The following is a 23038-nucleotide window of genomic DNA, read 5'->3' as shown; positions in this document are numbered from 1 at the left end:
GGTGAGCCGTGCGGCGGAACGCCTTCGATCTTCTCGCGGACAGCCTGGAGGCGCCGGAGCCTGACGTCTTCGCCGACCTGGGCTACGTGCCTACACCGAAGCAGCGGGAGTTCCACGACGCCGGCGAGTTCGACGTCCTCTACGGCGGTGCGGCGGGCGGGGGTAAGACTCGGGCCCTGCTGATGGACGACCTTCGGGACTGTGTGCGCTACCCGGGGATCCGCATTGGTGCGTTCCGCCGGACCTTCGGGGAGTTGAAGGAGTCCCTGCTGGCGGAGCTGGCGCAGGCCGAGTTCGCGCGGGCGCTGGGGGCGCGGTGGAACGGCACCGAGTACGAGCTGCGATTCGCCAGCGGCTCGCTGATCATGTACCGGTACGCGGAGTCCATCCAGGACGCCACCCGCCGTCAGGGCGGTCAGTACCAGAAGTTGACGTTCGACGAGAGGACTCTGACCCCGCCGGACGTGTGCTCGTTCCTGGAGTCCCGGCTGCGGTCCGGGCGCCGGGACATCCCCGTCGTCGGGATCCGCTCCGGCACCAACCCCGGCGGTCCCGGGCACGGGGCGGTGAAGACCCGCTACATCAAGCCCACCGACTACGGGTCCCGGGTCATCACCGATGTACGCGGTCGCACGGTGCGGTTCATCCCGTCCAAGCTCTCCGACAACCCGCACGTCAACCCCGAGTACGCCACCGACCTGCAGGCCCTCGACGGCAAGCTCCGCTCGGCATTCCTCGACGGCGACTGGGACGTCTTCGCCGGGCAGATGTTCACCGAGTTCAAGCGCGACCGGCACGTCCTCGCGCCCATCCAGCTGCCCAGGTCGTGGCGGCGCTACAACGGCGTCGACTGGGGCTTCACCAAGCCCTGGGCAGTGCTGTGGGCCGCCGAGGATGAGGACGGACGGATCTGGGTCTACCGGGAGATCTACCGGCGGCAGATCGGCGAAGCCGAGCAGGCACAGCAGATCCTCGCCGCCGAGGCGCCGGGAGAACACATCACCGCCCGGTACGCCGATGACGCGATGTGGGCCACCCGCGGCGCGGCCAAGCCCATCGCGCACGTCTACTCCGAGGAGGGCGTGCACCTCGCCCCGGCCGGCAAAGGCGCCGGGTCCCGGATCATCGGCTGGCAGCGCGTCCGCTCCTACCTCAAGGACGGGCCGGCGTGCTCCCACCACCGCGAACTCGGCTGGGACCTGTGCCCGCGTCTGCACGTGTTCTCTACTGCCCCGGACCTGATCCGGGAGCTCACGGATCTGCCGCACGCCACCAAGGGCGATCCGGAGGACGCGGACACCACAGCGGACGACCACGCCGCGGACGCGCTGCGGTACCTCCTGACCAACCTCGGCAACGAACCGCGCTTCCACTTCCCCGCCGACCCGGTCACAGAGCCCGGCCTCTCCCCGGACGCAACAGGCAGGCATGACCACGAGCGCACCCAGGTTCCGATGATCGGCGGGTTCCCGCTTGCTGGGGGTGAACCGTGGGTGTTCTGAGCCGCATCACCGGAGCGTTCCGGCGCACCCCGGCACCGACTGTGGACGAGGTCGCCAAGTCCCGGGAAGCACCTACCGCTGCGCAGGTCCGCCGCACCGGGTACGAGTACGGCATCCCGCTGAGCAACATCTCCAGTTCGGCGCAGGTCGCCGCCACCTCCGAGCGGCAGCAGATCCTCACCCAGCTCCACCAGGCCTACCTGACCTGTATCTGGGTGAGCAGCCCGATCGACCTGATCGCGCGCACCGTCACCGCCGGCGGCCTGCAGATCGTCTCCAACGAGGACATCCCCGAAGGAGAGCTTCCGCCGGACCGGCCGGAGATGACGCGACTTAAGCGCCTGCTGCGGTTCACCAACCCTCACGAGGACATCGTCCAGTTGTTGCGCAACGTCGCGACGGACCTGGAGCTGTTCGGGGACGCTTACCTGGAGCTCGTGCGGCTGTTGGGCGAGCCGGTGGCGATCTACACCCTCGACGCGACCACGATGACGGTCCTGTCGGACCAGCACGGCGAGGTGACCGGGTACCGGCAGGACGTCGACGGCGTCAGGTCGGCGGAGTTCGTCCCCGAGGACGTCATCCACATCAGCCTGGACGCGCCACGTGGCGGCCTGTACGGGGTCTCCCCGGCGGCGAAGGCCCTGCTGCCGGTGACGGCGTGGCTGTTCTGGGAGGCCACGTTGAAGGAGTGCGGGCGCCGCGGCGACCCACCCAGGCTGCACGTCGACCTCGCCCACTACCAGGACAGTGACGTCCAGCGGTGGCGCGAGCAGTACACCGTTCACAACCTCGGCCCGAAGGCTGTCGGCACGCCGGTCATCACCACGGCCGGCGGCGGCGTGCAGGTGCTGGACCCGCGCAAGGTGACCGACTACCTGGACGCCACCAGGCAGTTGCGGGACGAGATCATCAGCTGCTTCGGCACACCCCCGAGCAAGTTGGGGATCATCGAGTCCGGCAACCTCGGTGGCGGGACCGGGGAGCAGCAGGACAAGACCTTCAGGGTCAACACGATCATCCCGATCGCGAACCTGCTCCTGGAGAAGTTGAACTACCACCTCCTCCAGGAGGGCTTCGGGATCTCGGACTTCCACCTGGAGTTCGCGGAGATCGACTACCGCGACAGCAAGGTCGTGGAGGAGATTCGCGACATCCGGCTGCGCAACGGCTCCTACACCCTCAACCGGTACCGGGACGAGATCGGGGAGCCGCCAGTTCCCGGCGGAGACGACGCCATTCTGGTGGATCGTCAGAACCTGGTGCTGTGGGCCGACATGGCCAGTATGTCCAGTGCGCAGGTCGCCAAGGCCGCCGCCCCCGGCGTCGCGGCCGGCGTCCAGGTTCCGGGCGTGGAGATCCAACCCGAGCCGGCCCAGCCCGCCGACACCGGGGCAGCGGCGGGGTCCGATGCGCCCGGGGCCACCACGGACCCGGAAGACAAGCCGGGCCTAGCCAAGGACGCCGCCCAGGGCGCGGCGCCCCGCGAGTCCCTCGCCGAGGCCGACGACCGTCCCGTGGCCGACCGGGTCCGCGACCAGCTGCTGCAGAACTACCCGCCCGCGGTGCTGGACTGGGTGAGCCAGGCCTCGTGGTCCGGCCCGCAACGGGTGTCGCTCGACGAGGTCGACTTCTCCCACGAGGACGAGTGGGCCGCGTCCCAGGAGCCGAAGCGCGTCAAGCACTTCGTCAAGCAGATCAGGAAGCGCGGCAAGACGAAGCCCGTCGTGCTGATCAAGACCCCGGGCAACCCGAAGATGGTCATCATCGACGGTCATCACCGCTCCCTCGCCTACCGCAAGCGCGGCAAGCCGATCTACGCCTGGATCGGCACCGTCGCCGCGGACCACGGCCAGTGGGATCAGATCCACTCCTCCCAGTTCCACCGGTCCGAGTCCGAACAGGAGGCGTGGGATGACCACTACCGGCGGCACCTCGACGAGGCACTCGCCCGTCTCCCTGTCTGACCGGCACCGGCCGGTGCCCTCCCTCGCCAGGGACTGCGAACGCGGCCACTACCCGCCGCTCACCCCCGTCCGCGGCGTTGACGAGGTGCTCGCCCCCGACGCGCTCGGCGGATTCGAGTGCCGCTGGTACGGCCACCGGGACGGCCGCCGCATCGCGTTCGCCGCCATGGCCGAGGTGGAGATCTACATGGCCCGCCTCAACCTGGGCCGGCCCGACGAGTTCCTCGTCCCCGTCGCCGCGTAGGAGGGGGGTGAGGATCGTGGGCAGTGGACGCCCCACCCGTGCTCAGGACGTCGTTCCGCTCATCGCCAAGCAGATCGGCTGACAGTAGCCGCGGGGGAGGCAAGCGGTGGGCGACGCGACGATCCAGCTCTACTCCCCCCACGGCGTGTGGCGGGCCGTCTACGCCCGCCGCTTGGCCCTGCACCGCGCCGCCGACGACACCGTCCTCGCCGCCTGGCACCTGGATACGGAGGCCTTCACCCTCGACCGGTCCGAGCCGTGGGCGTCGGAGGCCGCGACCCGCGACGAACGGGAAGCCGCCGGCGCGGTCGCCCTGGCAGCGCTCGCCGCGTGGCCGTTCATCCGGACCCGCGCAGCCATCCGCACCGCGGCCGTACACGCCCACCGGGCGGGCTTCGCCGCCGGCCTCCACGTCGCGGCCGAGCCGGGCGACGACGGCGACTACCCGGACGACGACACCGCCGTCGCAGGAGCCGACCTCACCGACAGCCAGGCCGACCACACAGCCGCGGTGACTCTGACCACGGTCATCACGGCGACCGCACGACGAGCCGGCCGGACGCTCGCCGACACCGACGACCCCGATGCCGCGACCCGCACCGTCCGGGACGGCCACGACCTGCAACTCGCTGTCGACGTGGCCGTGTCCGCCGCCTACGGGCTCGGAATGCTCTCCGCCTACTACGCCACCGGCTGCCGGTCCGTCGACTGGATGACCGCCGGTGACGGCCGCGTCTGCACGGCCTGTTCCGACGCCGAAGCCGGAAGCCCCTACCCCCTGCTGGCCGCACCCAGGCTTCCCCAGCACCCGAACTGCCGCTGCTGCCTCGCCCCTGCCTGAGGAGGAACCCGGTGTCCACCTACCCCGCGGTTACGCTGGCCGACGGCTCGGGCAACGCCCTCGCCCTCACCGGGGCCGGCGCTGTCAAGGTCGACGGAAGCGCGGCGTCCACCCTGACCACGCTCCTCACCTACCTGTCCGGCACACAGGCCGTCTCCAATGCCGGGGTGTCGTTCTCGACAGCCGCGGTGACCGGCCTGGCCGTCGACATCACCCTCGCGTCGTTCGCCGGCGGCACCAGCCCGACGGTGACGTTCTTCATCGACAGGCTCGGCGCCGACTCCGTGTGGTACCGCATCTGGTCCTCCTCGGCGCTCAACTCCGCTGGGGCCACCAGCGTCCAGGTCGGCCCCTACCCGGCCGGAGCCGGGATCGCCACCGCCGTGTTCACCGGCACGGCCCGCTTCGGCTGGTCCTCCACCGGCGCCCCGACCGCAATCACGTTCTCGGCCTCCGCGATCGGCAGGTAGAAGGTGTACGAGCGCCCCAAGCGCCCCCGCGCGGTCACGGCGGACGATGTCGAACGAGCCGCCTTCCGTGAGGCACTGACCGAGGCCATCGAGCACGACCCCGACGTCCGCACCGCGATCCTGCGCCTCCTGGCCACCACCCGCACCCGCCGGACCCGGCCCACCGTCACCCCGCCGATCCGCCAGACCGGAAGGGGGCGCTGATGGCCGGCACGATCGCGACCATCTCCGGCACGATGCTCCGCCCCGGCGTCTCCCGCAATCGGCGCCTCTACACGCCGGAGATCATCGCCGCCGCCGTCGACACGATGCGGCAGCGCATGGCCGACCCCGACGGGCTGCCGATCGTCATGCGCACCCATCACGACGCCGGCGACGACTCGGCCCGCATCGTCGGCCGCCTCACCGACGTCACCACGGAGAAGGACGGCTCCGCCCGCTACAAGGCCGTCCTCTACGACACCAACCACGGCCGGGACATCGCCGCCCTCGTCGTCCCCGCCAAGGGCGAGGCGCCGGCCCTACGGTCGGTGTCCATCCACGGCTACTGGAGCGGCCCCGTCAGGCGAGTCACCCACGAAGGGCAGCAGGTCACCACCGCCGACGGCCTGGAGATCGACGCCCTCGACTTCACCGCCACCCCCGGCGTCCTGGGCGCCTCGGTGACGTCCGCCTCCTACACACCCGATGCCCCGGCGGCCGGCGAGAGCGCGGGCGGCCGTATGCCGATCAGCGAGCACGCCGAGGCGCTGCTGGAGTCCCTCCACGAGGAGGCCCCGCCGATCCGCAGCCGGGCCGGCGTTCGTCGCGCCGTTCGCGAGGCGAACGCACCCGCTTTCCGCCTCCACGTCATGGAACGGGCCAAGGCGCTCGGTCACACCGACCTGATCCCCTCTCACTGGATGGAGGACGGCTCCATGCAGGAGACGACCCGCTACTCGGATGTCCGAGAGCACTACCCCGATGGGCCTGGCGGCCAGGCCGGATTCTGCGTGGACGCCTACAACGGACCGCTCAACATCACCCTGCGGGCCTGCGGCATCGACCCGGCAGAGCTGCGGACGATCACAGCCGCCGCCATGCAGGCCGCATGCGACGCGCTGGCCGCCATGGACCCGGACATGGACGCCGACATCGACCTCGCCGGCGCCCCGAACGCCGACACCGACGGCGACTCCCCGGCGAAGGCCACGCCCGCCTCGAAGGAGACCGCTGGACAGCGGCCGGAGCCGGTCGCCGAAGGCACTGCCAAGCCCCCGGCCGACCACCTCACCTACGCGGACGCCGTAGCACTCAACGCGGCCCACAAACGGGGCCTTCTCCAGCCCGGCACGGTGATCACCCCCGCCGTCGCCGCCGAGGCCCACGCCCTCACCCAGACCACCTTGCCCGGCCAGGGCGAGGCCGCACCCACCACACAGGAGGAGGAGCCCGCCGTGAGCGAGCCCACCACCCAGGAGACCGCGGCCCCGGCCCGGTCCCTGACCGACGCCGACATCACCGCACTCGGCACCATCATCGGCGCAGCCCTGCAGGAACAGCTGGCGCCGGTCGCAACGGCCCTCAAGGAGTCCCGCAAGAAGAGCAAGGACAAGGCCGCCAAGGAAACCAAGGCCCCCGAAGGCGCCGTCGCCGAGACCGCGGCCACCCCCGCGCAGGCCGACGCCGTCGACGAGCGCGACGCCCTCAAGACCGCCCTGCGCAACGAACTCCGCGAGGAACTCCTGCGCGAGTTCGGCACCCCCGGGCGCCGCGGCTACCGCGTAGGCGAATCCGACCGGCCCGCCGAGCCGACCAGCGACGAGATGTGGGCCGGCCGGGCCGACACCATCCTCGGCACCTTCGGCATCACCCCCAAGCCCGCCGCCTAGCACCGGCAGCACCCCACCCCCACACACCAACGCCCCGCCGGCCGAGCCGAGCGGGGCTTTCGCATGACAGGAGGAGCTTCCGGTGCCGAACGAGCTGCAGGAAGCCATCACCACCGCGGGCACAGTCTCCCCGCTCATCCAGAAGGCCATCTCCCCGTTGCTGCTGGAGTACCAGCGCCGGTACGCGCCGCTCCTCGCGGCGATCCCGACGAAGCAGTGGGGCAGTACCCAGTACTTCTTCAACCGGCGCACCAACCGGCCGGACTCCGGCGGCGTCGTCGACGGCGGGGCCCGCCCGATCGGCAACTCCACTTACGAGCAGGCCGTGTTCAACGTCCGGCTCTACCAGGCGGTCGGCTCCGTCACCGGCTACGCCCAGGTCGTCACCCGCGACATCGTCGGTGACCTGCGGCAGCTGGAACTCGACGGCACCATGTCCAGCATGCTGTGGACGCTGGAGAACGCGTTCATCTGGGGCAGTGACCCGGCCACCGCCGCCGGCCAGTACCCGATCAGCTCCGGCCTGGACTACCTGGTCTCCAACTGGACTGCCGGCACCGGATCCAACGCCTACGTCAACGCCCTCGACATCAACAACAGCTTCGCGCTGCACTACCTCGACCAGCTCATCGACCTCGTCGAGACCAACGCCGCGATGCCGATCGGCTCGAACTACATGTTCGTCATGTCGCCGCGCATGGCGTCCGCCGTCGGCCAGTCTCTGGTCGCCCAGCAGCGCTTCCAGGCGCCGACCACCACGATCGGTGCCGGCCTCAACGTGCCCACCTACCGCGACATCCCGATCATCAAGTCGTCGTTCCTGTCGACCCGTTCGGCCGCGATGAGCACCGTCTCCACCGCCACCGCCACCAGCGGCGGTTCGCTCGCAGCGGCGACGTACTACTACCGGGTCTCCGCGGTCGTCGCCCGGTTCGGCGAGACGCTCTGCGCCGCCGAGGTGTCGCAGACCACCACCGGCTCGGCCAGCACCGTCACCCTGTCGTTCAGCACCCCGTCGAACCTGCCCGACGGCCTCTCCCCGATCATGTACAAGGTGTACCGGTCCACGGCGACCGGCACCGAGTCCCTGATCGGCACCGTCGACGCGTTCGACACCACCGGCACCGCCGTCACGTCGATCATCGACACCGGCGCCAACCTCCTCACCAACTCCTCCGGCAACACCGGCCCGGCCGCCTACGTCGCCACCAACACCGGAGCCCTGCCGCGCACCGGCAACACCCCGCAGGAGGATGTGTACCTGATCCCGCGCGACGAGAACTTCCTCGTCCGCCCGCACACCCGCGACATGCAGATCATCCCGCTCGCGCCGACCGTCTCCGCCCCGGACACCCTGCCGTTCGCCGTGGTCACCGACACGACGCTCGCCTGCCGCGCGCCGAAGTACGTCGGCCGACTCTCCCGCCTCTCGGCCACGCTGTAGCCCGCCGGGCGCCCGTCCACCAACCGGGCGGGCGCCGCACGGCCGGCCCCCACACGATGAAGGGTGACCCGATGAAGCTCCGCAAGGCCCACACGCCCGGCGCGGCCCCCGGCGGCCTGGTGTGGTCGACGCCGGACGACGTGGTCGAGGTGCCCGACGAGCTGGCAGTCGAGCTGTTGGCCATCCCTGGCGCCGGGTTCGAGTACGTGCCGCACCTCCCGGTGAGTACCGAAGTCCGGACCGTCGAGGCCCCAAGCGTCGCCGAGATACCGAAACGCAAGTACACGCGGCGCACCGGCGAGCAGCAGAACACCACCGACTAGTCCCGCCCAGGGCAGACCCGAGAGGCGGTGAGCAGTCGTGCCGACCGACAGTCCGACGCCGCTCGCCTCGGTGGCCAACTTCACCGAAGGGCCGTTCGCCAACTTGGTGTCCGGCTACACCACGCAGGCCAAGTCCAACCTGATGCTGCAGGCCACCCGTGCCTGTGAGTCGGCGTGCGACCGGCGCCTCACGCCGTTCACGGGCCTCGTGGAAACGCAGCGCGCCGAGGCCATGGACGTCGAGGACGCGCTCGACGCCTACGTACCGCTCGACCCCACGGCGCAGCTCGGCTTCTCGCGGGCGCAGTCGCTCGGATCGACGCTGCTGGTCCGCCACTTCTGGGTGCGTGAGTTTCCGGCCCGCTACCCGGAGATGTGGTCCGGCGCGGTGACCGCCCTGTCGTTGGCCCGCTCGTACTCGGGTACGCAGACCGTGAGCCCCTCGACGCTGCAGTACGAGCCGGACACCGGCCACGTCCGCTTCCAGTTGGGAACGTTCGTGCCGCCGGGCACCACCATCCAGGTCACGTACTCTGGCGGCTACAGCACCGTCCCCGCAGACCTGGTGCAGGCCTGCCAGTACATGGCCGCGAGCATGGCCGTGAAGCAGCTCGACCCGGTTGACGGGCGCAGCGGCCACGACCCGGATGCCCTGCGGGCGGACGCCCTGGAGATGCTAGCCCCGTACACGAGGCGCTGATGGCCGCCCGTCGGCACCTGTCCGTCCAGGCCAGGGCCAAGTTGTCGGCCCGGATGCGCGGCAAGAAGCATCCTCACAAGGGCCATCGTCTGTCGGCTGCCGCCAGGGCGAAGATTTCGGCCCGTCTCAGGGGACGGCACCCAAAGGGACACAGGCTGTCGGCGATCGCCAGGGCGAAGATCTCCGCGAAGCTCCGCGGCCGTCACCATCCCGGGCACCGGCTCAGCGCCACGACCCGCGCGAAGATCGCTGCCCGGCTCAAGGGCCGCCATCCGCGGCACTCCCCACACCCCCGGCGGCACGCCACCCGGCAACTCCGGCCAGCTGTACGGAAGGCACCGGCCGGCCGCAAACACGGAAACGGCCTCAAGGCGCGAACACACCGCACGGGCACCCGTCACCCCGGCGCGCGCCGACAAGGTGTCCATCACCCCAGGGGCAGTCGCCGCAACGCCTCACTCAAGACGCTGCAGGTGCGCTACCACCCCCGCCGCAGTACCCGCTCCATCCACCGCCGCTACCGGCGAACGACGGTCGTCCACCGTCGGCCCCACACCTGGCGTACCCGCCGCAGGAGGTGAGCCGTGTCCACCGCCGATGCCGTCGACCGCGAGGTCGCATGGCTCACTTCCTCCGGTGACGGCCTGCCCGCCCTGTTGACCGGCGCCGGCGGCCAGTGGCAGAACGTGCAGGCCTACATGCCCCGCTCCCCAGGGCGACGGGGATCCAACGTCTACGTGCTGCGGCGGGCGATCCGCGAGGAGCGATTCGCCAACCAACGCCGCATGGCTGTCCACGAGTTCCACCTGAAACTGGTATGGCCGTTGTCCAACGGGACCGGCTCATCGGAGGCCGACCAGCGGGCGTTCGACGTCGCCGTCGACGACGTCCTCACCCGCATCGGCGGCTACCCCGGCGACCACTCCCATGGAGGCCGCTTCCGCTCCGTCGCCGAGAGCCCCCACTGGGTGGACGTCCGCTTCGAAGACCCCGCCATCACCGTGCCTGCCGACGCCGAGTTCCGTGCCGAGATCACCTACTCGGCCGACGACGCCGAGTTCAACGGCTGACCCCCGACCCCGCCCGGAGGCCCTTCGTGCTGCAGCGATCCCTGCACGAGTCACCGGTCGACGTCCCCGCGATCCCCGCCACGGTGGCACCGGGACAGATCGTCGACTGGCCCACCCCCATCGCCGGCTTCGAACCGGTGCCCACCGAGCCGGCTTCCGTGTCGGTATCCAAGTCCACCAGGAAGGCCTCCACCGTGCAGGCCTCACCCAGTGAGGAGTCCGCGCCGTGACCCAGCTCTCCAGGCTCGCCACTGTCGGCCTCGCAAGAGAGACGGTGGCCGGCACCTACGTCGCGCCGACCGTCGGAATCCCTTTCCTCAAGGCCGACTTCGAGGACGCCTACCAGGAGATCAAGGACGAGTCGATCCGCGGTAACGACACGATCTTGCAGGGCGTCTACCAGGGGACGGTCCATGCGACGTGGTCGTTCGATGTGATGGCCTACCCGGATCTGGTCGGCCACTTCCTGGCCGCACTGATCGGCCCGGACACCGTCACCGCAGCCACCACAACAACCCTGTCGGCGCCAACCACCGCAGGCGCCAGCGCCATTCAGACTGCGGTCGCCCTCCCGGCCGGCTCCATCATCCGAATCGACACGGCCGGCAACACCGAGTACGCCTGGACCGACGGCGCCGCCACCGGCACGGGACCGTACACCACCAACGTGACCACGGTGCTCGGCCGCACCGGCGCCAACCGGGTCGGACTCTCGCTCGCGCATGCGTCGAGCGCCGCTGTGACCACTCCGACGACGCACTCGTTCAAACAGTCCACGTCGCCGCTGCCGACGTACTCGCTGACGCTGTACGACACCACGCAGACCGTCAGTTGCAGCTACGTCCGCTGGTCCGACCTTCAGATCAAAGTCGACCCCAAGGGCGCCCTGCAGGTCTCCGTCAAGGCGACGAGCATGCCGTCGGTCGTGCAGACCTCGGCGACCCCGGCGTTCAGCACCTACGACCCGCTGCTCGGTTGGTCGTGGCTGATGAACAACGCCGGTGCGGCCTCAACGCGCGGGCTCACGCTAGATATGACCGTCAAGCGCGCCGTCGAGGCCATCCAGAGCTCCGACGGGGTGCAGGCGCCCCGCGAGATCTTCGCGGGGCCCATCGAAGTCGACGGCACCTACAAAGCGATCTTCGAGAGCCAGGTCGACCTGAACCTGTACCTCACCTACACCCAGACCGCGACCACCGCGACCCTTCAACAGCCCGTTGCCCGCGGCGGCCAGTCCCTCTCCCTGACCATGTCGAAGAGCGGCTACCTCAAGGGCAAGCGGGACCTCGGATCCACATACGCCCAGGCCGACTTCAGCATCGTCGGGATCTACAACACCACTGACGGCGGGGCCGTCCAGGCGACCCTCCAGAACTGGCAGACCACCGCCTACTGACCAGCCACCGCCCTCACCCCGCAAGGAGCGCACCCCTCATGCCTGGCTACCGCGACCGCTTCCTCCTCATCACGTTCCCCGAGGTCGGCGACGACGCGTCGATCCTGCTGCGCAACCCCCGACTCGTCCCTCCGGACCTTCTGGAGCCGGAGCCGATCGAACTCGACGCGGCGGGCGAGCCCGTGGACCGGGAGGCCGCCCGGCGTGCGATGCACACCGTGTTCTCGAAGCTGATCGTCGCCTGGCGGGGAATGTACGACGCAGCGTCAGACGAGGTGCCCGCGGACCTCCCCGCAGGCGGTGACCTCGGTGACCTGCTGGCCCGTCTGGAGGAGAGCGGTCAGCAGCAGCTCGGCGCGCCGAGCCCGGAGACCGTCGCGCGGCTGCCGATCGCCGTCGTCAACCGGCTGGCCGAGGAGATCGGCAACGCCGCAAACCCCCGGTAGGCCCCGGCTCCCCCTACTTCGAGGACGTCCTCCTGCCGGTGGAGTCGATCCTCGACGGCACGTGGGGATCAGGGGCCGCCCCCTCCGAGTGGGTGGACTTCCTGCTGATGCGGCGCATGCACTGGTCCTGGGCGGAACTGCAGGAGACACCCGGATATGTTCGCCGCTACTGCGCCGACTTCCTCGGGCTCATCGCCGAGCAGGAACAGGCCGAGCGCCAGCGGGCCCATGCCGCTCAGGCCCACCACATGACTGGGTGAAGGCAGGGTGCGGCATGGCTGAGCTGAGGCCGGGAATCTTCGTCGAGCTGGGCTCTGCCCTCGGAGCCGCCGCCGAGCTCAAGGCGAGGGAAGCGCTGCTGCAGCTCGGCGCCGCGGCTGAACGCCAGGCGAAGATCAATGCCTCGTCCGGTTCCCACGCGCGAGGAACGAAGACCCCGGCCCGGCCCGGGTCGGGGCCAGCGATCATCTCCGGGACCCTGCGACGGTCTCTGATCCACACGGAGCCGCTGCGGGTCTCAGCCGGCTGGGAGGCGCGTGTTGGGACGATGCCCGGCCAGGTCCCCCCGTACAGCAGGAATTCCACGTCAAGCCGCTACGGCCTGGCCCTGGAGACGGGCCTTCGGAACGGTGCCACGTATCCGTTCCTGGGGCCCGCGGTGCGGTTCGTGCGCGTGATCGTTCTGCCACAGGTCATGGTCGCCGTATTCCGCTCCGGGTGGCCGCACCTCTGATCCGCCTCTCCTCCCGACCCTCTCGACGCAGACGAGGGGGTCGGGATGGCTACCGAGGTTGCGGACCTGTACGCGATCCTCCGGGTGGAGACCGCCCCGTTCACTGCGGGCCTGCGGACAGCCTCGGAGGAGGGCGAGTCGTTCGCCGCCCGGTCCGGCGGCATCGGCACCGCCCTGAGCAAGATCGGCGCGGCCACCACCATGGCTGGCGTCGCCGTCGCCGGCGTGAGCCTCAAGATGGCCGGGGACTTCGAGGCCAGCATGGTCAAGTTGACCACGACGGCCGGCGAGTCCCAGGCCAACCTCCACATGGTGTCGGAGGGCGTCAAGCGGGTCGCCGTCGACACCGGCACAGCCACCAAAGAGTTGGCCGACGGCATGTACCTCGTCGAGAGCGCGGGCTTTCACGGGGCCGATGGCCTGGTCGTATTGAAGGCGGCGGCGGAGGGCGCTCGCGCCGAGCAGGCGCCGCTTGCTGAGGTGTCCAACGCGGTCACGTCGGCGCTCAAGAGCTACCACCTCCCGGCCGAGCAGGCCACGACCATCACCAACCAGATGGTTGCCGCGGTCGGCTCCGGGAAGACGACGTTCGGCGAGTTCGCGGGCAGCCTCGCCACCGTCTTGCCGATCGCATCGTCGGCGCACGTCTCCTTCGCGGAGGTCGGAGGCGCGATCGCCACCCTCACCAACCACGGCACCAGCGCGCGGGAAGCGACCCAGGAACTCGCCTTCGCGATCCGCAACCTGCAAGCGCCGAACAATGTCGCGGTGCAGGAGATGCAGAGACTCGGACTGAGTTCGACCGACATCTCTACCAAGCTCGGCGAGCGCGGTCTGACCGGCACGATCGACCTGCTGCAGCGCACCGTGCTGGAGCACATGGGTCCGGCCGGGACCGTCCTGCTCGGCACGTTCAACTCTTCCCAGCAGGCCGCCCAGGACGCGAACGCGATGATCGCGGCCATGCCGAAGTCTTTGCAGGCTGTCGCGCAGGAGTTTCAGGCTGGGAAGGTCTCCCTCGGGGACTGGCGCAAGCAGCTCAAGGGTCTTCCCGTCGACCAGGCCAACCTCGCCGCCCAGTTCTCGAACCTCGTCAACAAGTCCCAGGGGTTCAATCAGCAGTTGAAGGCCGGAGGGCCGGCCGAAGAGACGTTCAACGCCGCCATGAAGAAGATGATGGGTGGCGCCGTCGGCTTGAACACCGCCCTCATGCTCGGCGGCGAGTCTATGGGCGATTTCCAGAAGAACGTCAAGACGGTGGCCGCCGCCGGAGAAGGTGCTGGCGAGGACATCCACGGCTGGGAGGAAGTCACCCGGACGTTCAACTTCCAGATGTCCCAGCTGAAGGAGCGTCTGGAGACCGCGGCGATCACCATCGGCACCAAGCTGATCCCCGTCGTCCTGGCCTCCCTCAACTTCTTCATGCAGCACAAGACCGTCGTCGTGGCCTTGGCGGCGGTCATCGCAGGCGTCCTGACCGCTGCCGTCATCTCCTTCGCGACCGGCGCGGTGGTCGGCGCGGTCAAGGGCATCGCGGACATCGGTTCCGGCCTCGCAGCCGCCACAAGGGCAGTCCGGGACTTCGAGATCGGACAGAAGCTCGCCGCGGCGGCCTCCAGGGCCATGGCGGCTGCCCAGGCCGTCCTGAACGCGGTCATGAACGCCAATCCAATCCTGCTGATCGTCGTCGCGCTCGGGGCGCTCGCTGTCGGGCTGGTCTACGCCTACAACCACTGTGAGACGTTCCGGAACATCGTCCAAGCAGCGTTTCATGGCGTTGCGCAGGCCGCGTCGGCGGTGTGGCAGACCCTTCAATCGATCTGGGCTGCCCTGGTCGGCGCGGCCACGGCGGTGTGGCACGGGATCGAGTCCGCCTGGAACGCGATCGCCTCGGTGACCTCGACAGTGTGGAATGCGATCGCTGACTTCTTCGCGACGTGGTGGCCACTGCTGCTGGTGATCTTCTTCCCGTTCGTGGCGATCGTCGTAGCGATCTGGACCCACTTCCACGAGGACATCATCAACACCGCGGTCACCGTGTGGAACGCGGTCTGGGACTTCCTGTCCTGGCTGTGGAACGGCATCATCGTGCCAGCCGCGCGGACCGTCTGGGACCTCGTCAAGTGGGCCGTGATCTACCCGATGGAGGACACGTGGCAGGGCATCGTCGCCCTGTGGAACCTCGTTTCCGGCTGGCTGTCTGCCGCCTGGAGCGGCATCCTCGCCGTCGCCCGCTCCGTGTGGGACTGGATCCGAGGAGCCATCGTCGGCCCGGTCGAGAACGCCGCGAACGCCGTCGCCAACTGGGTCAGCAGCATCGCCTCCTCCATCAAAAACGGCCTCATCGACGCGTGGAACACCGCGAAGGGCATAGCGGGGGATTTCGCCAACGTCGGTATCGAGATCATCAACGGAATCGGCAGGGGCCTGGCCTCGGGCTGGAACTGGCTCAAGGACCGGGTCAAAAACTTGGCCCACGACGCACTGGACGCCGCGAAGAGCTTCCTCGGTATCTCCAGCCCGTCGAAGGTCTTCGCACAGGAAGTCGGCCGGTGGATCCCGCACGGCATCGCCCAGGGGATCGACGACCACCGGGACGTCGCCGTGGACGCCGTCGGCGACCTGGCTGATTCACTCGCGGTCCCGTGGGGAGGCAGCACCGCCGGTGGCCTCGCCCTGGCCGGCGGCCAGCAGGCGGCCCCGGGCGCCGCAACCGTCGTCGTCAACGTGACCGTCCAGGGCTCGGTCCTCAGCGAGTCCGACCTTCGCGACGTCATCGAGCGGCAGATGTACCGGCTCGGCATGCGCAACTCCACGACCTGGCAGAACTATGGCCGCCACTGACAGTCCAGGGAATGGGGTGCCATGGCAGTCAACCCGAACTGGCCGGTCATCGAGTACGCCTGGGGGCCGGCCTGGGGCGCCAACAGGGGCGGCGTGCCCCAGTCCCGGTACGTAGAGATCTCCACCCGCACCCGCAACCGGGTCGGCCTGCGCCGGGGGCGGCAGTTCGAGCTTGACCAGGTGCGCGCCGGCGAGGCAACGATCGTCCTGGCCAATCGCGACGGCGCCTTCGACCCGAACAACGCCGCCGGACCGTGGGCAGGCAGTGTCACCCCTTACCAGCCGATCCGGGTGCGGGCCCAGTGGCCGCCGAGTATCAACCTGTTGACCCCCACACAGGCGACCGGCGGAGATGCGGGCGGCTACCCGCTCGGTTTCCTGCAGGCCAACGCGGCGTTCTCAACCGACATCGCCGTGTACTCCGACACGGACCCGACGACCGGCCTGATCGTCGCGGACGCGGGCGCGTGGCAGGGCAGCCGCGTCTTCCAGTTCGGCATCACGTTCAACGGCGTCATCGGCCAGCTGCCCTGTTGGAGCGGCCAGGTTGCGGCCGAGCCAGGCACCACCTACACGCTGCAGATGCAGGTCCGCAACGTCACCGCGGGCAGCACTCCGCTGCAGATCCAGCCGGTCATCGGATGGGTCACCTCCGCCGGAACCATCACGTACACGGCGGGCAGCCCCGTAACCCTGACCGGTTCTCCCACCGCGGCCTGGAACCGTCTTACGGTGACGGCCACCGCTCCGGCCAGCGCCTATGGCATGGTGCACGGCGTGCAGTTGCTCGCCGTGCTCACCGTGTCAGCAAACCTCCAAATCGACGGCTGGCAGGTCGAGAAGGGAGCCTCAGCATCGACCTGGGTGCAGCCCGGGGTCGCTTACCCCATCTTCGGGGGGTTCATCGAGCGGTACCCGCAGTCGTGGACGTTCAACGGCACCTATGGTCGTGTGGAGGCCACGAGCGTGGACCCATTCAGTCTGCTGTCGCAGCGTGTCCTGCGGGACCCCCTGACCGAGGAGATCTTCAAGCTGAACCCGCGGTTCGTCTTCACGCTGGGTGACCCGCAGAGCTCGCAAGCGTTCACGGACTCCGTCGGCGCGTTCCCCCCAGCGCCCGTCGGGGTCAGCAAGTCCGGTGCGGGAGCGCTGACGGCCGGGAACCAGATCACCTCTACGTCGCCAGGCGGGGCCTACACCGGGTCAACCGGGACAGTGGTGACGGTCGCCAACCCCAACCCTGGTGCCGGCGTGTTCGGCCCGGCCACGTTCATCAGCCTGAACAACTCGGGCATCACAGGTCCCGCGAATCCCCTGTCCTGGACCCGCATGATCGCCTTCCGCTACACCGGGCCCACGCCGGCTCCCGGCTACTCGGCGACGATCTGGCACTCTGTCGACAGCCAGCACGCCGGGAACTATCCCTCGGGGTCGCAGATCCGGGTTGAGGTGGGCCCGTCTGGCTTTCCCCAGATCACCGTGTACGGTCCGGGCGGAACGGGCCTCTTCGGCGTATTCGGCGGCGCGACGAACGTCGTGGACGGCGCCTGGCACTTGCTGATCTTCGGATACGACCAGGCCTCCGGGACCATCCTGGCGTCTCAGGACGGCTCCGGCGCAGCTGCCTACTTCTTCAGCGTCCCGTCAACTGCCGCTCCGACCGGCCTCGTCTACGACAGCATCGGCGGCTTCGTTGACGGCGCTGGAGGAAACTCCACCTGGAACGCCTATCAGGGCGACATCTCCTACGCCGTCGAGTGGCCCGGGTTCATCGGCCCTGCGAGCTTCACCTCCCTCTACAGGGCTTGGAGGAACTCGTTCACCGGGGACTCCTCCAACGCCCGCTACAGCCGCATCCTCGGATGGGCCGGCTACGCGGGGCCGACCGCGATCTCCACCGGCCTGACCACGTCCATGGGGCCCGCAGCCGTCGGCGGCCAGGACGCGTTGAGCGCCTTGCAGGCGGTCGTAGACACCGAGAACGGCGCTCACTTCGTCGACAGGGCTGGCGTGTTGACGTTCAGGGCCCGTTCAGCCCGCTACAACGTGCTCACCCCGACCACCACCTTCGGGGAACGAGCCGACCTCGGCGAGATCCCGTACGAGGAGTGCCAACTGGACTATGACCCGACCCGGCTGGCCAACATCGTCAAGATCGTTCAGGCGTCCACCAGCCAGACCTTCAGCGCCACCGACACGCCCTCCCAGGTCGCCTACTTCCCCCGCACCCTCTCCCGCACGATCAACACCTCCTCCACACAGGAGTGTCAGGACGCCGCAAACTACCTGCTGAGCCGGTACAAGAAGCCCGCGCCCCGCATCGCCACCCTCCAGATCCGCCCCAGCGCCAACCCGAGCGCTTGGGGCGCCTGCCTGGCGCTGGAGCTCGGCACGAGGGTCAGGGTCATGCGAAGACCACCGGCCCCCGCCCCACCCTCGCAGATCGACTGCCTCATCGAGGCAATCGACTGGGAGCTCGGGGCCGACGGCAACGCTGTCGTTTCTCTCCAGTGCTCGCCTGCCGACCTGACTCCCTACGGCGTCTTCGCCAGCTTCCACACCACCCTCACGATCTCAACGGCCGCGGGCGTTACCGCCATCACGATCAACGCTGGCGCGGACGCCACGAATCCGGCCGCCGCCCAGATCGGCCAGGGCCAGCAGCTCATCCTCGGCCTGGGCACCGCCACCCAGGAGACCGTCACCGTCCAATCGGTCAGTCCCACCACCGCTGGCTGGACGGCTGCGGTCCTCACGCTGACCGGAGCCACCCTCAACCCGCACGCCGCCGGGGACACAGTCTGCGAGCCGCTCCCGGCCGGAACCACCAACGCGACCACCTGGGACGCCTCAGCCAAGTTCGACGCGGCGGCCTTCTCCTACTGAAAGGCACCCGCCATGCCCGGACTCCCTATACCGACCCCGGCAAGCGTCGCACCTGGCAACTTCATCACCGGTGCCCTGTGGAACGCCAACGTCTACAACGGGCTGTTCTATCTCCTCAACCGGCCGCTGTTTGAGGGGTACCAGTCCGCTGCCCAGTCCATCGGCAGCGGCTCTCTGATCGCTCTCGCGATCGACACCACCATTGTTGACACCTACGGCGGGCACTCCAACGCCACCAACAACAGCCGGTACACCGTGCAACCGGGCGCGGCGGGCTGGTACCAGGTGACGTCCACCGCCGGATTCGTCGCCAACCCCAACGGTGCACGCGCGCTGGAGATCCACAAGAACGGCGTGGTGATCAAGCTGGGTTACTCCGGCACTGACGACAGCCGCGCCGACATCGCGGCCGCCCTACAGTGCACCGCCATCGTCCAACTAGCCGCCGGCGACTACGTGGAGGGCTACGTCTACCAGACCTCCGGCGCCGCTCTCTCCACCAATCCGGTGGCGACCGGCATGACCGTCATCTGGGAGCACGCATGACCACGCCCCTCGCTTCCCTCGGGTGCAGTGCCGCCGCCTGCTCCAGTCCCGCCGCGGTCCAGTGGCGTCGGCGCAACGCCAGCGGTGGAACTGACGCTGTGTTCGGCTGCCCCGTCCACGCGATCACGGTGGATGCCGCGGCGCACGTCCACGTCCCCACGTGCACAGCCCCCGACCCGGCACGGGTGCCGGCCTGCAACTGCACGCCGGAACCGCTGCCCCCGGGACGAATGCCGGATCCTGCCACTCAGACCCTGCCGACCGGCTGGACTATCCCCGTGGTCAGGACCGCGGCACCGGTAGTCACCGCGATGCCGTCAGTGCCGCAGGCGCCGTCCTCCCTCTAACCGCCAGGTCCCCGCCCAGCTGGCCGGGGACTTCTTCATGCCCGGAGACACCATGCCCGCCGCTCACCAGCACGGCGAGGTCGCGGCCCACGATCAGGCCGTGACCCACCGCTACACCATGCACTACCCGTCCCACGAGCCGCGCGCCGATGACCCGCACTACGCCGCCTTCGAGGCCTTCCGCCGGCACCACCGCGACGGCGCCGTCTGCTACGTCGGCGAACGCGCCGGCCACGAGCAGTGCTCCGGCGGCCTGGAACTGCACCACGCGGTTCTGGAGTTTGCGACCGCCAACGCGGCGGACCCGGCCGCCCTCCACCGGGACTTCCCGGAGATCGGCGAGCACGCCACGGCCGAGGAGGTCGCCCAGTGGCTGGAGTCCAGCCCGGGTGAGTTCCGATGGCTGTGCAGCTTCCACCACCGCGGCCACGGTGGCGCGCATACCGCGTCCCACTCGGACTGGACCGCCCAGCTCTACGTCCCGGGGCTGATCACGTGAGGCGCCTCAGCGCGGCCGTCGACCGGCTGCTGGCGGCGGTCGAGGCCGTGTCCATCAGCCGGTGGCACATCCTCGCCCTGCTGTTCCTCGGGGCCGGCCTACTGACCCAGGGCGGCAACCAGGCGTTTGAGCTGATCGGCGGCAACTACACCAACGTGATCAGCGCGACGGTGTCCCTGCTGGTGCTGGCCGAGCAGAAACGCGCCGAGGCCCGTCAGGTCGACCGCCACGAGCAGTTGAAGGGCCACATTGAGGCGCAAGCCTCCGAGCCCGGGGAGGTCACGCCATGACATCTGCGATCGGCTACGACGTCTCCGACTACCAGTCCTCGATACCGGCGGACGCCCAGTTCGTCTTCATCAAGGCCAGCGAGGGCGCCCGCACCGGCCAGCAGAACTACGCGGCCAAGCTCGTCGACGCCCGGAGTCGTGGGCTTGTCGTCGGGCACTACCACTTCCTGCACGCGGAGAATCCCGTGGCCGGCGAGGTCGATCACTTCTGCCGGGTGGTCGGTGCTGTACCGGCTGGCGAGCTGCTGGTGCTGGACTTCGAGCCGTACGGGCAGCCAGTCACCGACGCGGCCGCAACGGCGGCGAAGAATGCCTGGCTGGCGGCGGTCAAGCAGCGTTACCCGAACAACCGGGTCGGTCTGTACACGAGCGTCGACTGGTGGCACCGCACCGACGACAACTGCGCGGACTTCCTGTGGATCGCCGACTACGTGCAGGCCGGCTCCCCGCGGATCCAAGCCTCGTGGCGCTTCCACCAGTTCGCGGACAGGCCACTCGACACCGACGTGTACGACGGCACGATCGGCGATCTGCGGGCTTGGGCTGGCGCGGCAGCTCCCGTCCCGGCCCCCAGCGCGCCAGCGTCGCCCACGCCGTGGCCCGGCCTGCAGCTGGTCTCCCGCGACCAGTGGGGCGCCCGTCCGTGGACAGAGCCCAACGGCTCGATCCCGTACGCCGGACCGCGGGCCGGAGTGAAGATCCACTATCTCGGGGACGCCTACACCTTCGGCAGCCACGACACCTGCCCCGCCTACATTCGCAAGATCCAGGCCACCCACATGGACGGCAACGGCTGGTCTGACATCGGCTACTCGTTCGTCGTCTGCGAGCACGGCGTCGTCTTCGAAGGCCGCGGCCTGAACCATCGAAACTCCGCCAACGGGGACGTCCCGCTGAACGGGGCTCACTATGCAGTCTGCGCTCTTCTCGGCTCTGCCGGGTCGACCGAACCCACGCAGGAACAGCTGCAGGGCCTTCGGGACGCGATCGAGTACTGCCAGCAGCAGGGTCCGGCTGGTCCTGAGATTAAGGGCCACAAGGACGGCTACCAGACCGACTGCCCCGGTGACGTCCTCTACACCTGGGTTCAGGCCGGAGCACCACGACCCGCCAACTCTCTGGAGACTGACATGCCCCTCACCGATGACGACGTCAACCGCGTAGCTCAGCGGGTCGTCTACCTGCTCGCTCAGGGACTGGCCGGCCAGGCCCCGGCAGGCGCCGATGACAACCTGAAGTGGTTGCTCGACTGGTACCACCAGTGCAGCCAGTCCAACACCGCCGCCGTCATCGACTACAAGCTCGGCGCGGCCGGCGTGGCGGGGCTGGCGCAGAAGGTCGACGCGGCCCCGGCCGCAGTGGCCCAGGCCCTTGCCGGCGGCATCACCCTCACTGTCGGTACCACCAAGGGGAACTGATGATGTCTGACTCTGCACGTCGCACTGCCCGTACGGTCTTCTCCGTCACTCTGGCCTTGGCCGCCGGGCTGCCGTTGCTCGTCCGTACCGCCGGCCTGCCCGAGACGCTGCCCGGCCTCGGCGCCGTCCTCGCGGTGGCGGCCGCCATCACCCGTGTCATGGCCTTGCCGCAGGTCAATGCGTGGCTGCCGTCCTGGCTGCAGATGACGTCGCCGAAGGCGCCGCTGCCCCCGGTCACGGAGCCGGCGCCGCCTGCGCCTCCGGCCGGGAGCCGCGAGTGAGTACCCCGCCGCCGGACCTGGGCGTCGTTGTCTCGCCCGCCAAGATGTACGAGGAGGTGAGGAGGATCGGCGACGGCCTGATCCGCCTGGAGTCGAAGTTGGACGCCCTCGCGGCCGACCGGACGGACGTCGACACCAGACTCGCCGACCACGAAGCCCGGCTGCGTCACCTGGAGGCGAACCGCTGGCCGCTGCCGACCATCTCGGCGGTCGGCGCCATCATCGCCGTCGTCGCCTCCGTGGCTCCGCTCATCCACTGAACCACCGCGCCCCCGTGCGGCCACGTGTCGGCGGGGGCGCTTCGTCGTTCCCTTAGGAGGCGGCCTTGTCGTACTCGGCTGCCTGCGTGGCGGTCAATGCCTTGGTGACGCGGACGAGCACCGCGCCGTGGACGAAGTCCTGCTCGGCGAACATCGGCTGGGCCTTGCCGATGCCGTCGATGTAGGCGGCCCGGGTCTTCGCGTCGGCCTCGTTGGCGAAGACCTCGACGGTGGCGCCGCTGTCGATTCCGCTGGTGGTGCTGTCGGTACGGGTGTCGATGATGTGTGCCGCGCTTGTGTACTGGTGGGGCTTGCCCAGCAGGTGGTTCGAGTCGGTGTCGGCGGTGATGACCGTGACGGTCTTGGCACTCGGCACCGCCTTCTTGATCTTGGCGGCAACGGCTGCGGCGTCCGGGGCGCTGGCCGGCTCGGCCTGCTTCGGGCTCGCCGGTGCGGCAGAGGTAGCTGCTGCGCCAGCGGCGGGCACCGTCGCGGGGGCTGCGGGTGCGGTCGTTGCCGCGGCCGGTTTGTCGGTCGAGCTGCTGCTGGAGCAGGCGGCGGTCGCGGCGAGCAGGCCGGCGGCGAGGAAGACGAGGGTGGTGCGGCGCATGGTCCCCCCTGGGACGTGGTGCGGGTGGTGGGGGGACCGTATCGATGCTG

Annotated in this window: 26 protein-coding genes; 25 read left to right on the top strand and 1 reads right to left on the bottom strand. The window is 69.5% G+C overall.

The window, feature by feature from the left end:
- The first annotated feature begins 8 nt into the window (after positions 1-8).
- The 25 genes from AB0R04_RS15350 to AB0R04_RS15230 all read left to right on the top strand — a co-directional run bounded on the left by AB0R04_RS15350 (position 9) and on the right by AB0R04_RS15230 (position 22378).
- Positions 9-1502: a hypothetical protein gene (locus AB0R04_RS15350; RefSeq protein WP_363371330.1), complete on the top strand. Its 1494-nt coding sequence runs from the start codon at positions 9-11 to the stop codon at positions 1500-1502.
- Positions 1490-3469, top strand: a complete 1980-nt coding sequence (locus tag AB0R04_RS15345) for a phage portal protein (protein ID WP_363371328.1) — start codon at positions 1490-1492, stop codon at positions 3467-3469. The genes AB0R04_RS15350 and AB0R04_RS15345 overlap by 13 nt, the downstream gene beginning before the upstream one ends.
- A complete protein-coding gene (locus tag AB0R04_RS15340; protein WP_363371327.1) occupies positions 3417-3713 on the top strand; it encodes a hypothetical protein in 297 nt (98 codons plus the stop codon). The genes AB0R04_RS15345 and AB0R04_RS15340 overlap by 53 nt, the downstream gene beginning before the upstream one ends.
- Positions 3714-3819: 106 nt before the next feature.
- On the top strand, positions 3820-4554 hold the full coding sequence (locus AB0R04_RS15335) for a hypothetical protein (RefSeq protein ID WP_363371325.1): 735 nt from the start codon (positions 3820-3822) through the stop codon (positions 4552-4554).
- A gap of 11 nt (positions 4555-4565) precedes the next feature.
- Entirely contained in the window at positions 4566-5024 is a 459-nt protein-coding gene (locus AB0R04_RS15330) for a hypothetical protein (RefSeq protein WP_363371324.1), read from the top strand.
- 3 nt (positions 5025-5027) lie between these two features.
- Positions 5028-5228 carry a hypothetical protein gene (locus tag AB0R04_RS15325; protein WP_363371322.1) on the top strand — a complete coding sequence of 67 codons (201 nt, stop codon included), beginning with the start codon at positions 5028-5030 and terminating at the stop codon, positions 5226-5228.
- Positions 5228-6895, top strand: a complete 1668-nt coding sequence (locus AB0R04_RS15320; RefSeq protein ID WP_363371321.1) for a hypothetical protein — start codon at positions 5228-5230, stop codon at positions 6893-6895. Before AB0R04_RS15325 ends, AB0R04_RS15320 begins: the two co-directional genes overlap by 1 nt.
- Before the next feature lie 82 nt (positions 6896-6977).
- Complete coding sequence (locus tag AB0R04_RS15315; RefSeq protein WP_363371320.1) at positions 6978-8339, top strand: hypothetical protein; 1362 nt, start codon at positions 6978-6980, stop codon at positions 8337-8339.
- A 71-nt stretch (positions 8340-8410) separates the two neighbouring features.
- Positions 8411-8662: a hypothetical protein gene (locus AB0R04_RS15310; protein ID WP_363371319.1), complete on the top strand. Its 252-nt coding sequence runs from the start codon at positions 8411-8413 to the stop codon at positions 8660-8662.
- A 37-nt stretch (positions 8663-8699) separates the two neighbouring features.
- Positions 8700-9362 (top strand): hypothetical protein, encoded by a 663-nt coding sequence (locus tag AB0R04_RS15305; RefSeq protein ID WP_363371318.1) that lies wholly within the window; start codon positions 8700-8702, stop codon positions 9360-9362.
- Positions 9362-9943, top strand: coding sequence for an NUMOD3 domain-containing DNA-binding protein (locus AB0R04_RS15300; protein ID WP_363371317.1), 582 nt, complete (start codon positions 9362-9364; stop codon positions 9941-9943). Before AB0R04_RS15305 ends, AB0R04_RS15300 begins: the two co-directional genes overlap by 1 nt.
- Before the next feature lie 3 nt (positions 9944-9946).
- A complete protein-coding gene (locus tag AB0R04_RS15295) occupies positions 9947-10432 on the top strand; it encodes a hypothetical protein (RefSeq protein ID WP_363371315.1) in 486 nt (161 codons plus the stop codon).
- Positions 10433-10458: 26 nt separating this feature from the next.
- A complete protein-coding gene (locus AB0R04_RS15290; RefSeq protein ID WP_363371313.1) occupies positions 10459-10662 on the top strand; it encodes a hypothetical protein in 204 nt (67 codons plus the stop codon).
- A complete protein-coding gene (locus AB0R04_RS15285) occupies positions 10659-11828 on the top strand; it encodes a phage tail tube protein (RefSeq protein ID WP_363371311.1) in 1170 nt (389 codons plus the stop codon). Before AB0R04_RS15290 ends, AB0R04_RS15285 begins: the two co-directional genes overlap by 4 nt.
- A 38-nt stretch (positions 11829-11866) precedes the next feature.
- Positions 11867-12274 (top strand): hypothetical protein, encoded by a 408-nt coding sequence (locus AB0R04_RS15280; RefSeq protein ID WP_363371309.1) that lies wholly within the window; start codon positions 11867-11869, stop codon positions 12272-12274.
- A gap of 38 nt (positions 12275-12312) precedes the next feature.
- A complete protein-coding gene (locus AB0R04_RS15275) occupies positions 12313-12534 on the top strand; it encodes a hypothetical protein (protein WP_363371308.1) in 222 nt (73 codons plus the stop codon).
- A 14-nt stretch (positions 12535-12548) separates the two neighbouring features.
- Positions 12549-13007 (top strand): hypothetical protein, encoded by a 459-nt coding sequence (locus AB0R04_RS15270; protein WP_363371306.1) that lies wholly within the window; start codon positions 12549-12551, stop codon positions 13005-13007.
- Positions 13008-13052: 45 nt separating this feature from the next.
- Positions 13053-15851 carry a phage tail tape measure protein gene (locus AB0R04_RS15265; RefSeq protein ID WP_363371304.1) on the top strand — a complete coding sequence of 933 codons (2799 nt, stop codon included), beginning with the start codon at positions 13053-13055 and terminating at the stop codon, positions 15849-15851.
- A gap of 21 nt (positions 15852-15872) precedes the next feature.
- On the top strand, positions 15873-18737 hold the full coding sequence (locus AB0R04_RS15260) for a hypothetical protein (RefSeq protein ID WP_363371302.1): 2865 nt from the start codon (positions 15873-15875) through the stop codon (positions 18735-18737).
- Positions 18738-18749: 12 nt separating this feature from the next.
- Complete coding sequence (locus tag AB0R04_RS15255; protein WP_363371300.1) at positions 18750-19283, top strand: hypothetical protein; 534 nt, start codon at positions 18750-18752, stop codon at positions 19281-19283.
- Positions 19284-19667: 384 nt separating this feature from the next.
- Positions 19668-20129 (top strand): hypothetical protein, encoded by a 462-nt coding sequence (locus tag AB0R04_RS15250; RefSeq protein ID WP_363371299.1) that lies wholly within the window; start codon positions 19668-19670, stop codon positions 20127-20129.
- Positions 20126-20419 (top strand): hypothetical protein, encoded by a 294-nt coding sequence (locus AB0R04_RS15245; protein WP_363371297.1) that lies wholly within the window; start codon positions 20126-20128, stop codon positions 20417-20419. The genes AB0R04_RS15250 and AB0R04_RS15245 overlap by 4 nt, the downstream gene beginning before the upstream one ends.
- Positions 20416-21837 carry a GH25 family lysozyme gene (locus AB0R04_RS15240; protein ID WP_363371295.1) on the top strand — a complete coding sequence of 474 codons (1422 nt, stop codon included), beginning with the start codon at positions 20416-20418 and terminating at the stop codon, positions 21835-21837. Before AB0R04_RS15245 ends, AB0R04_RS15240 begins: the two co-directional genes overlap by 4 nt.
- Before the next feature lie 2 nt (positions 21838-21839).
- Positions 21840-22118, top strand: a complete 279-nt coding sequence (locus AB0R04_RS15235; protein WP_363371293.1) for a hypothetical protein — start codon at positions 21840-21842, stop codon at positions 22116-22118.
- Positions 22115-22378, top strand: a complete 264-nt coding sequence (locus tag AB0R04_RS15230; RefSeq protein ID WP_363371292.1) for a hypothetical protein — start codon at positions 22115-22117, stop codon at positions 22376-22378. Before AB0R04_RS15235 ends, AB0R04_RS15230 begins: the two co-directional genes overlap by 4 nt.
- Positions 22379-22430: 52 nt before the next feature.
- Here AB0R04_RS15230 and AB0R04_RS15225 read toward each other — a convergent pair whose 3' ends face one another.
- Positions 22431-22988: a hypothetical protein gene (locus tag AB0R04_RS15225; protein WP_363371290.1), complete on the bottom strand. Its 558-nt coding sequence runs from the start codon at positions 22986-22988 to the stop codon at positions 22431-22433.
- Between the last annotated feature and the right edge of the window lie 50 nt (positions 22989-23038).

Source organism: Kitasatospora sp. NPDC056731, assembly GCF_040687675.1.
Classification (GTDB): Bacteria; Actinomycetota; Actinomycetes; order Streptomycetales; family Streptomycetaceae; genus Kitasatospora.
This window is presented reverse-complemented; position numbering and strand designations above follow the sequence as displayed.

What these genes read in the sequence shown, in the direction of transcription:
- AB0R04_RS15340 (WP_363371327.1), top strand. Translation starts at nt 3,417, where the DNA reads ATGACCACTACCGGCGGCACCTCGACGAGGCACTCGCCCGTCTCCCTG.
- AB0R04_RS15320 (WP_363371321.1), top strand. Translation starts at nt 5,228, where the DNA reads ATGGCCGGCACGATCGCGACCATCTCCGGCACGATGCTCCGCCCCGGC.
- AB0R04_RS15310 (WP_363371319.1), top strand. Translation starts at nt 8,411, where the DNA reads ATGAAGCTCCGCAAGGCCCACACGCCCGGCGCGGCCCCCGGCGGCCTG.
- AB0R04_RS15300 (WP_363371317.1), top strand. Translation starts at nt 9,362, where the DNA reads ATGGCCGCCCGTCGGCACCTGTCCGTCCAGGCCAGGGCCAAGTTGTCG.
- AB0R04_RS15280 (WP_363371309.1), top strand. Translation starts at nt 11,867, where the DNA reads ATGCCTGGCTACCGCGACCGCTTCCTCCTCATCACGTTCCCCGAGGTC.
- AB0R04_RS15270 (WP_363371306.1), top strand. Translation starts at nt 12,549, where the DNA reads ATGGCTGAGCTGAGGCCGGGAATCTTCGTCGAGCTGGGCTCTGCCCTC.
- AB0R04_RS15265 (WP_363371304.1), top strand. Translation starts at nt 13,053, where the DNA reads ATGGCTACCGAGGTTGCGGACCTGTACGCGATCCTCCGGGTGGAGACC.
- AB0R04_RS15260 (WP_363371302.1), top strand. Translation starts at nt 15,873, where the DNA reads ATGGCAGTCAACCCGAACTGGCCGGTCATCGAGTACGCCTGGGGGCCG.
- AB0R04_RS15255 (WP_363371300.1), top strand. Translation starts at nt 18,750, where the DNA reads ATGCCCGGACTCCCTATACCGACCCCGGCAAGCGTCGCACCTGGCAAC.
- AB0R04_RS15250 (WP_363371299.1), top strand. Translation starts at nt 19,668, where the DNA reads ATGCCCGGAGACACCATGCCCGCCGCTCACCAGCACGGCGAGGTCGCG.
- AB0R04_RS15240 (WP_363371295.1), top strand. Translation starts at nt 20,416, where the DNA reads ATGACATCTGCGATCGGCTACGACGTCTCCGACTACCAGTCCTCGATA.
- AB0R04_RS15235 (WP_363371293.1), top strand. Translation starts at nt 21,840, where the DNA reads ATGTCTGACTCTGCACGTCGCACTGCCCGTACGGTCTTCTCCGTCACT.
- AB0R04_RS15225 (WP_363371290.1), bottom strand. Translation starts at nt 22,988, where the DNA reads ATGCGCCGCACCACCCTCGTCTTCCTCGCCGCCGGCCTGCTCGCCGCG.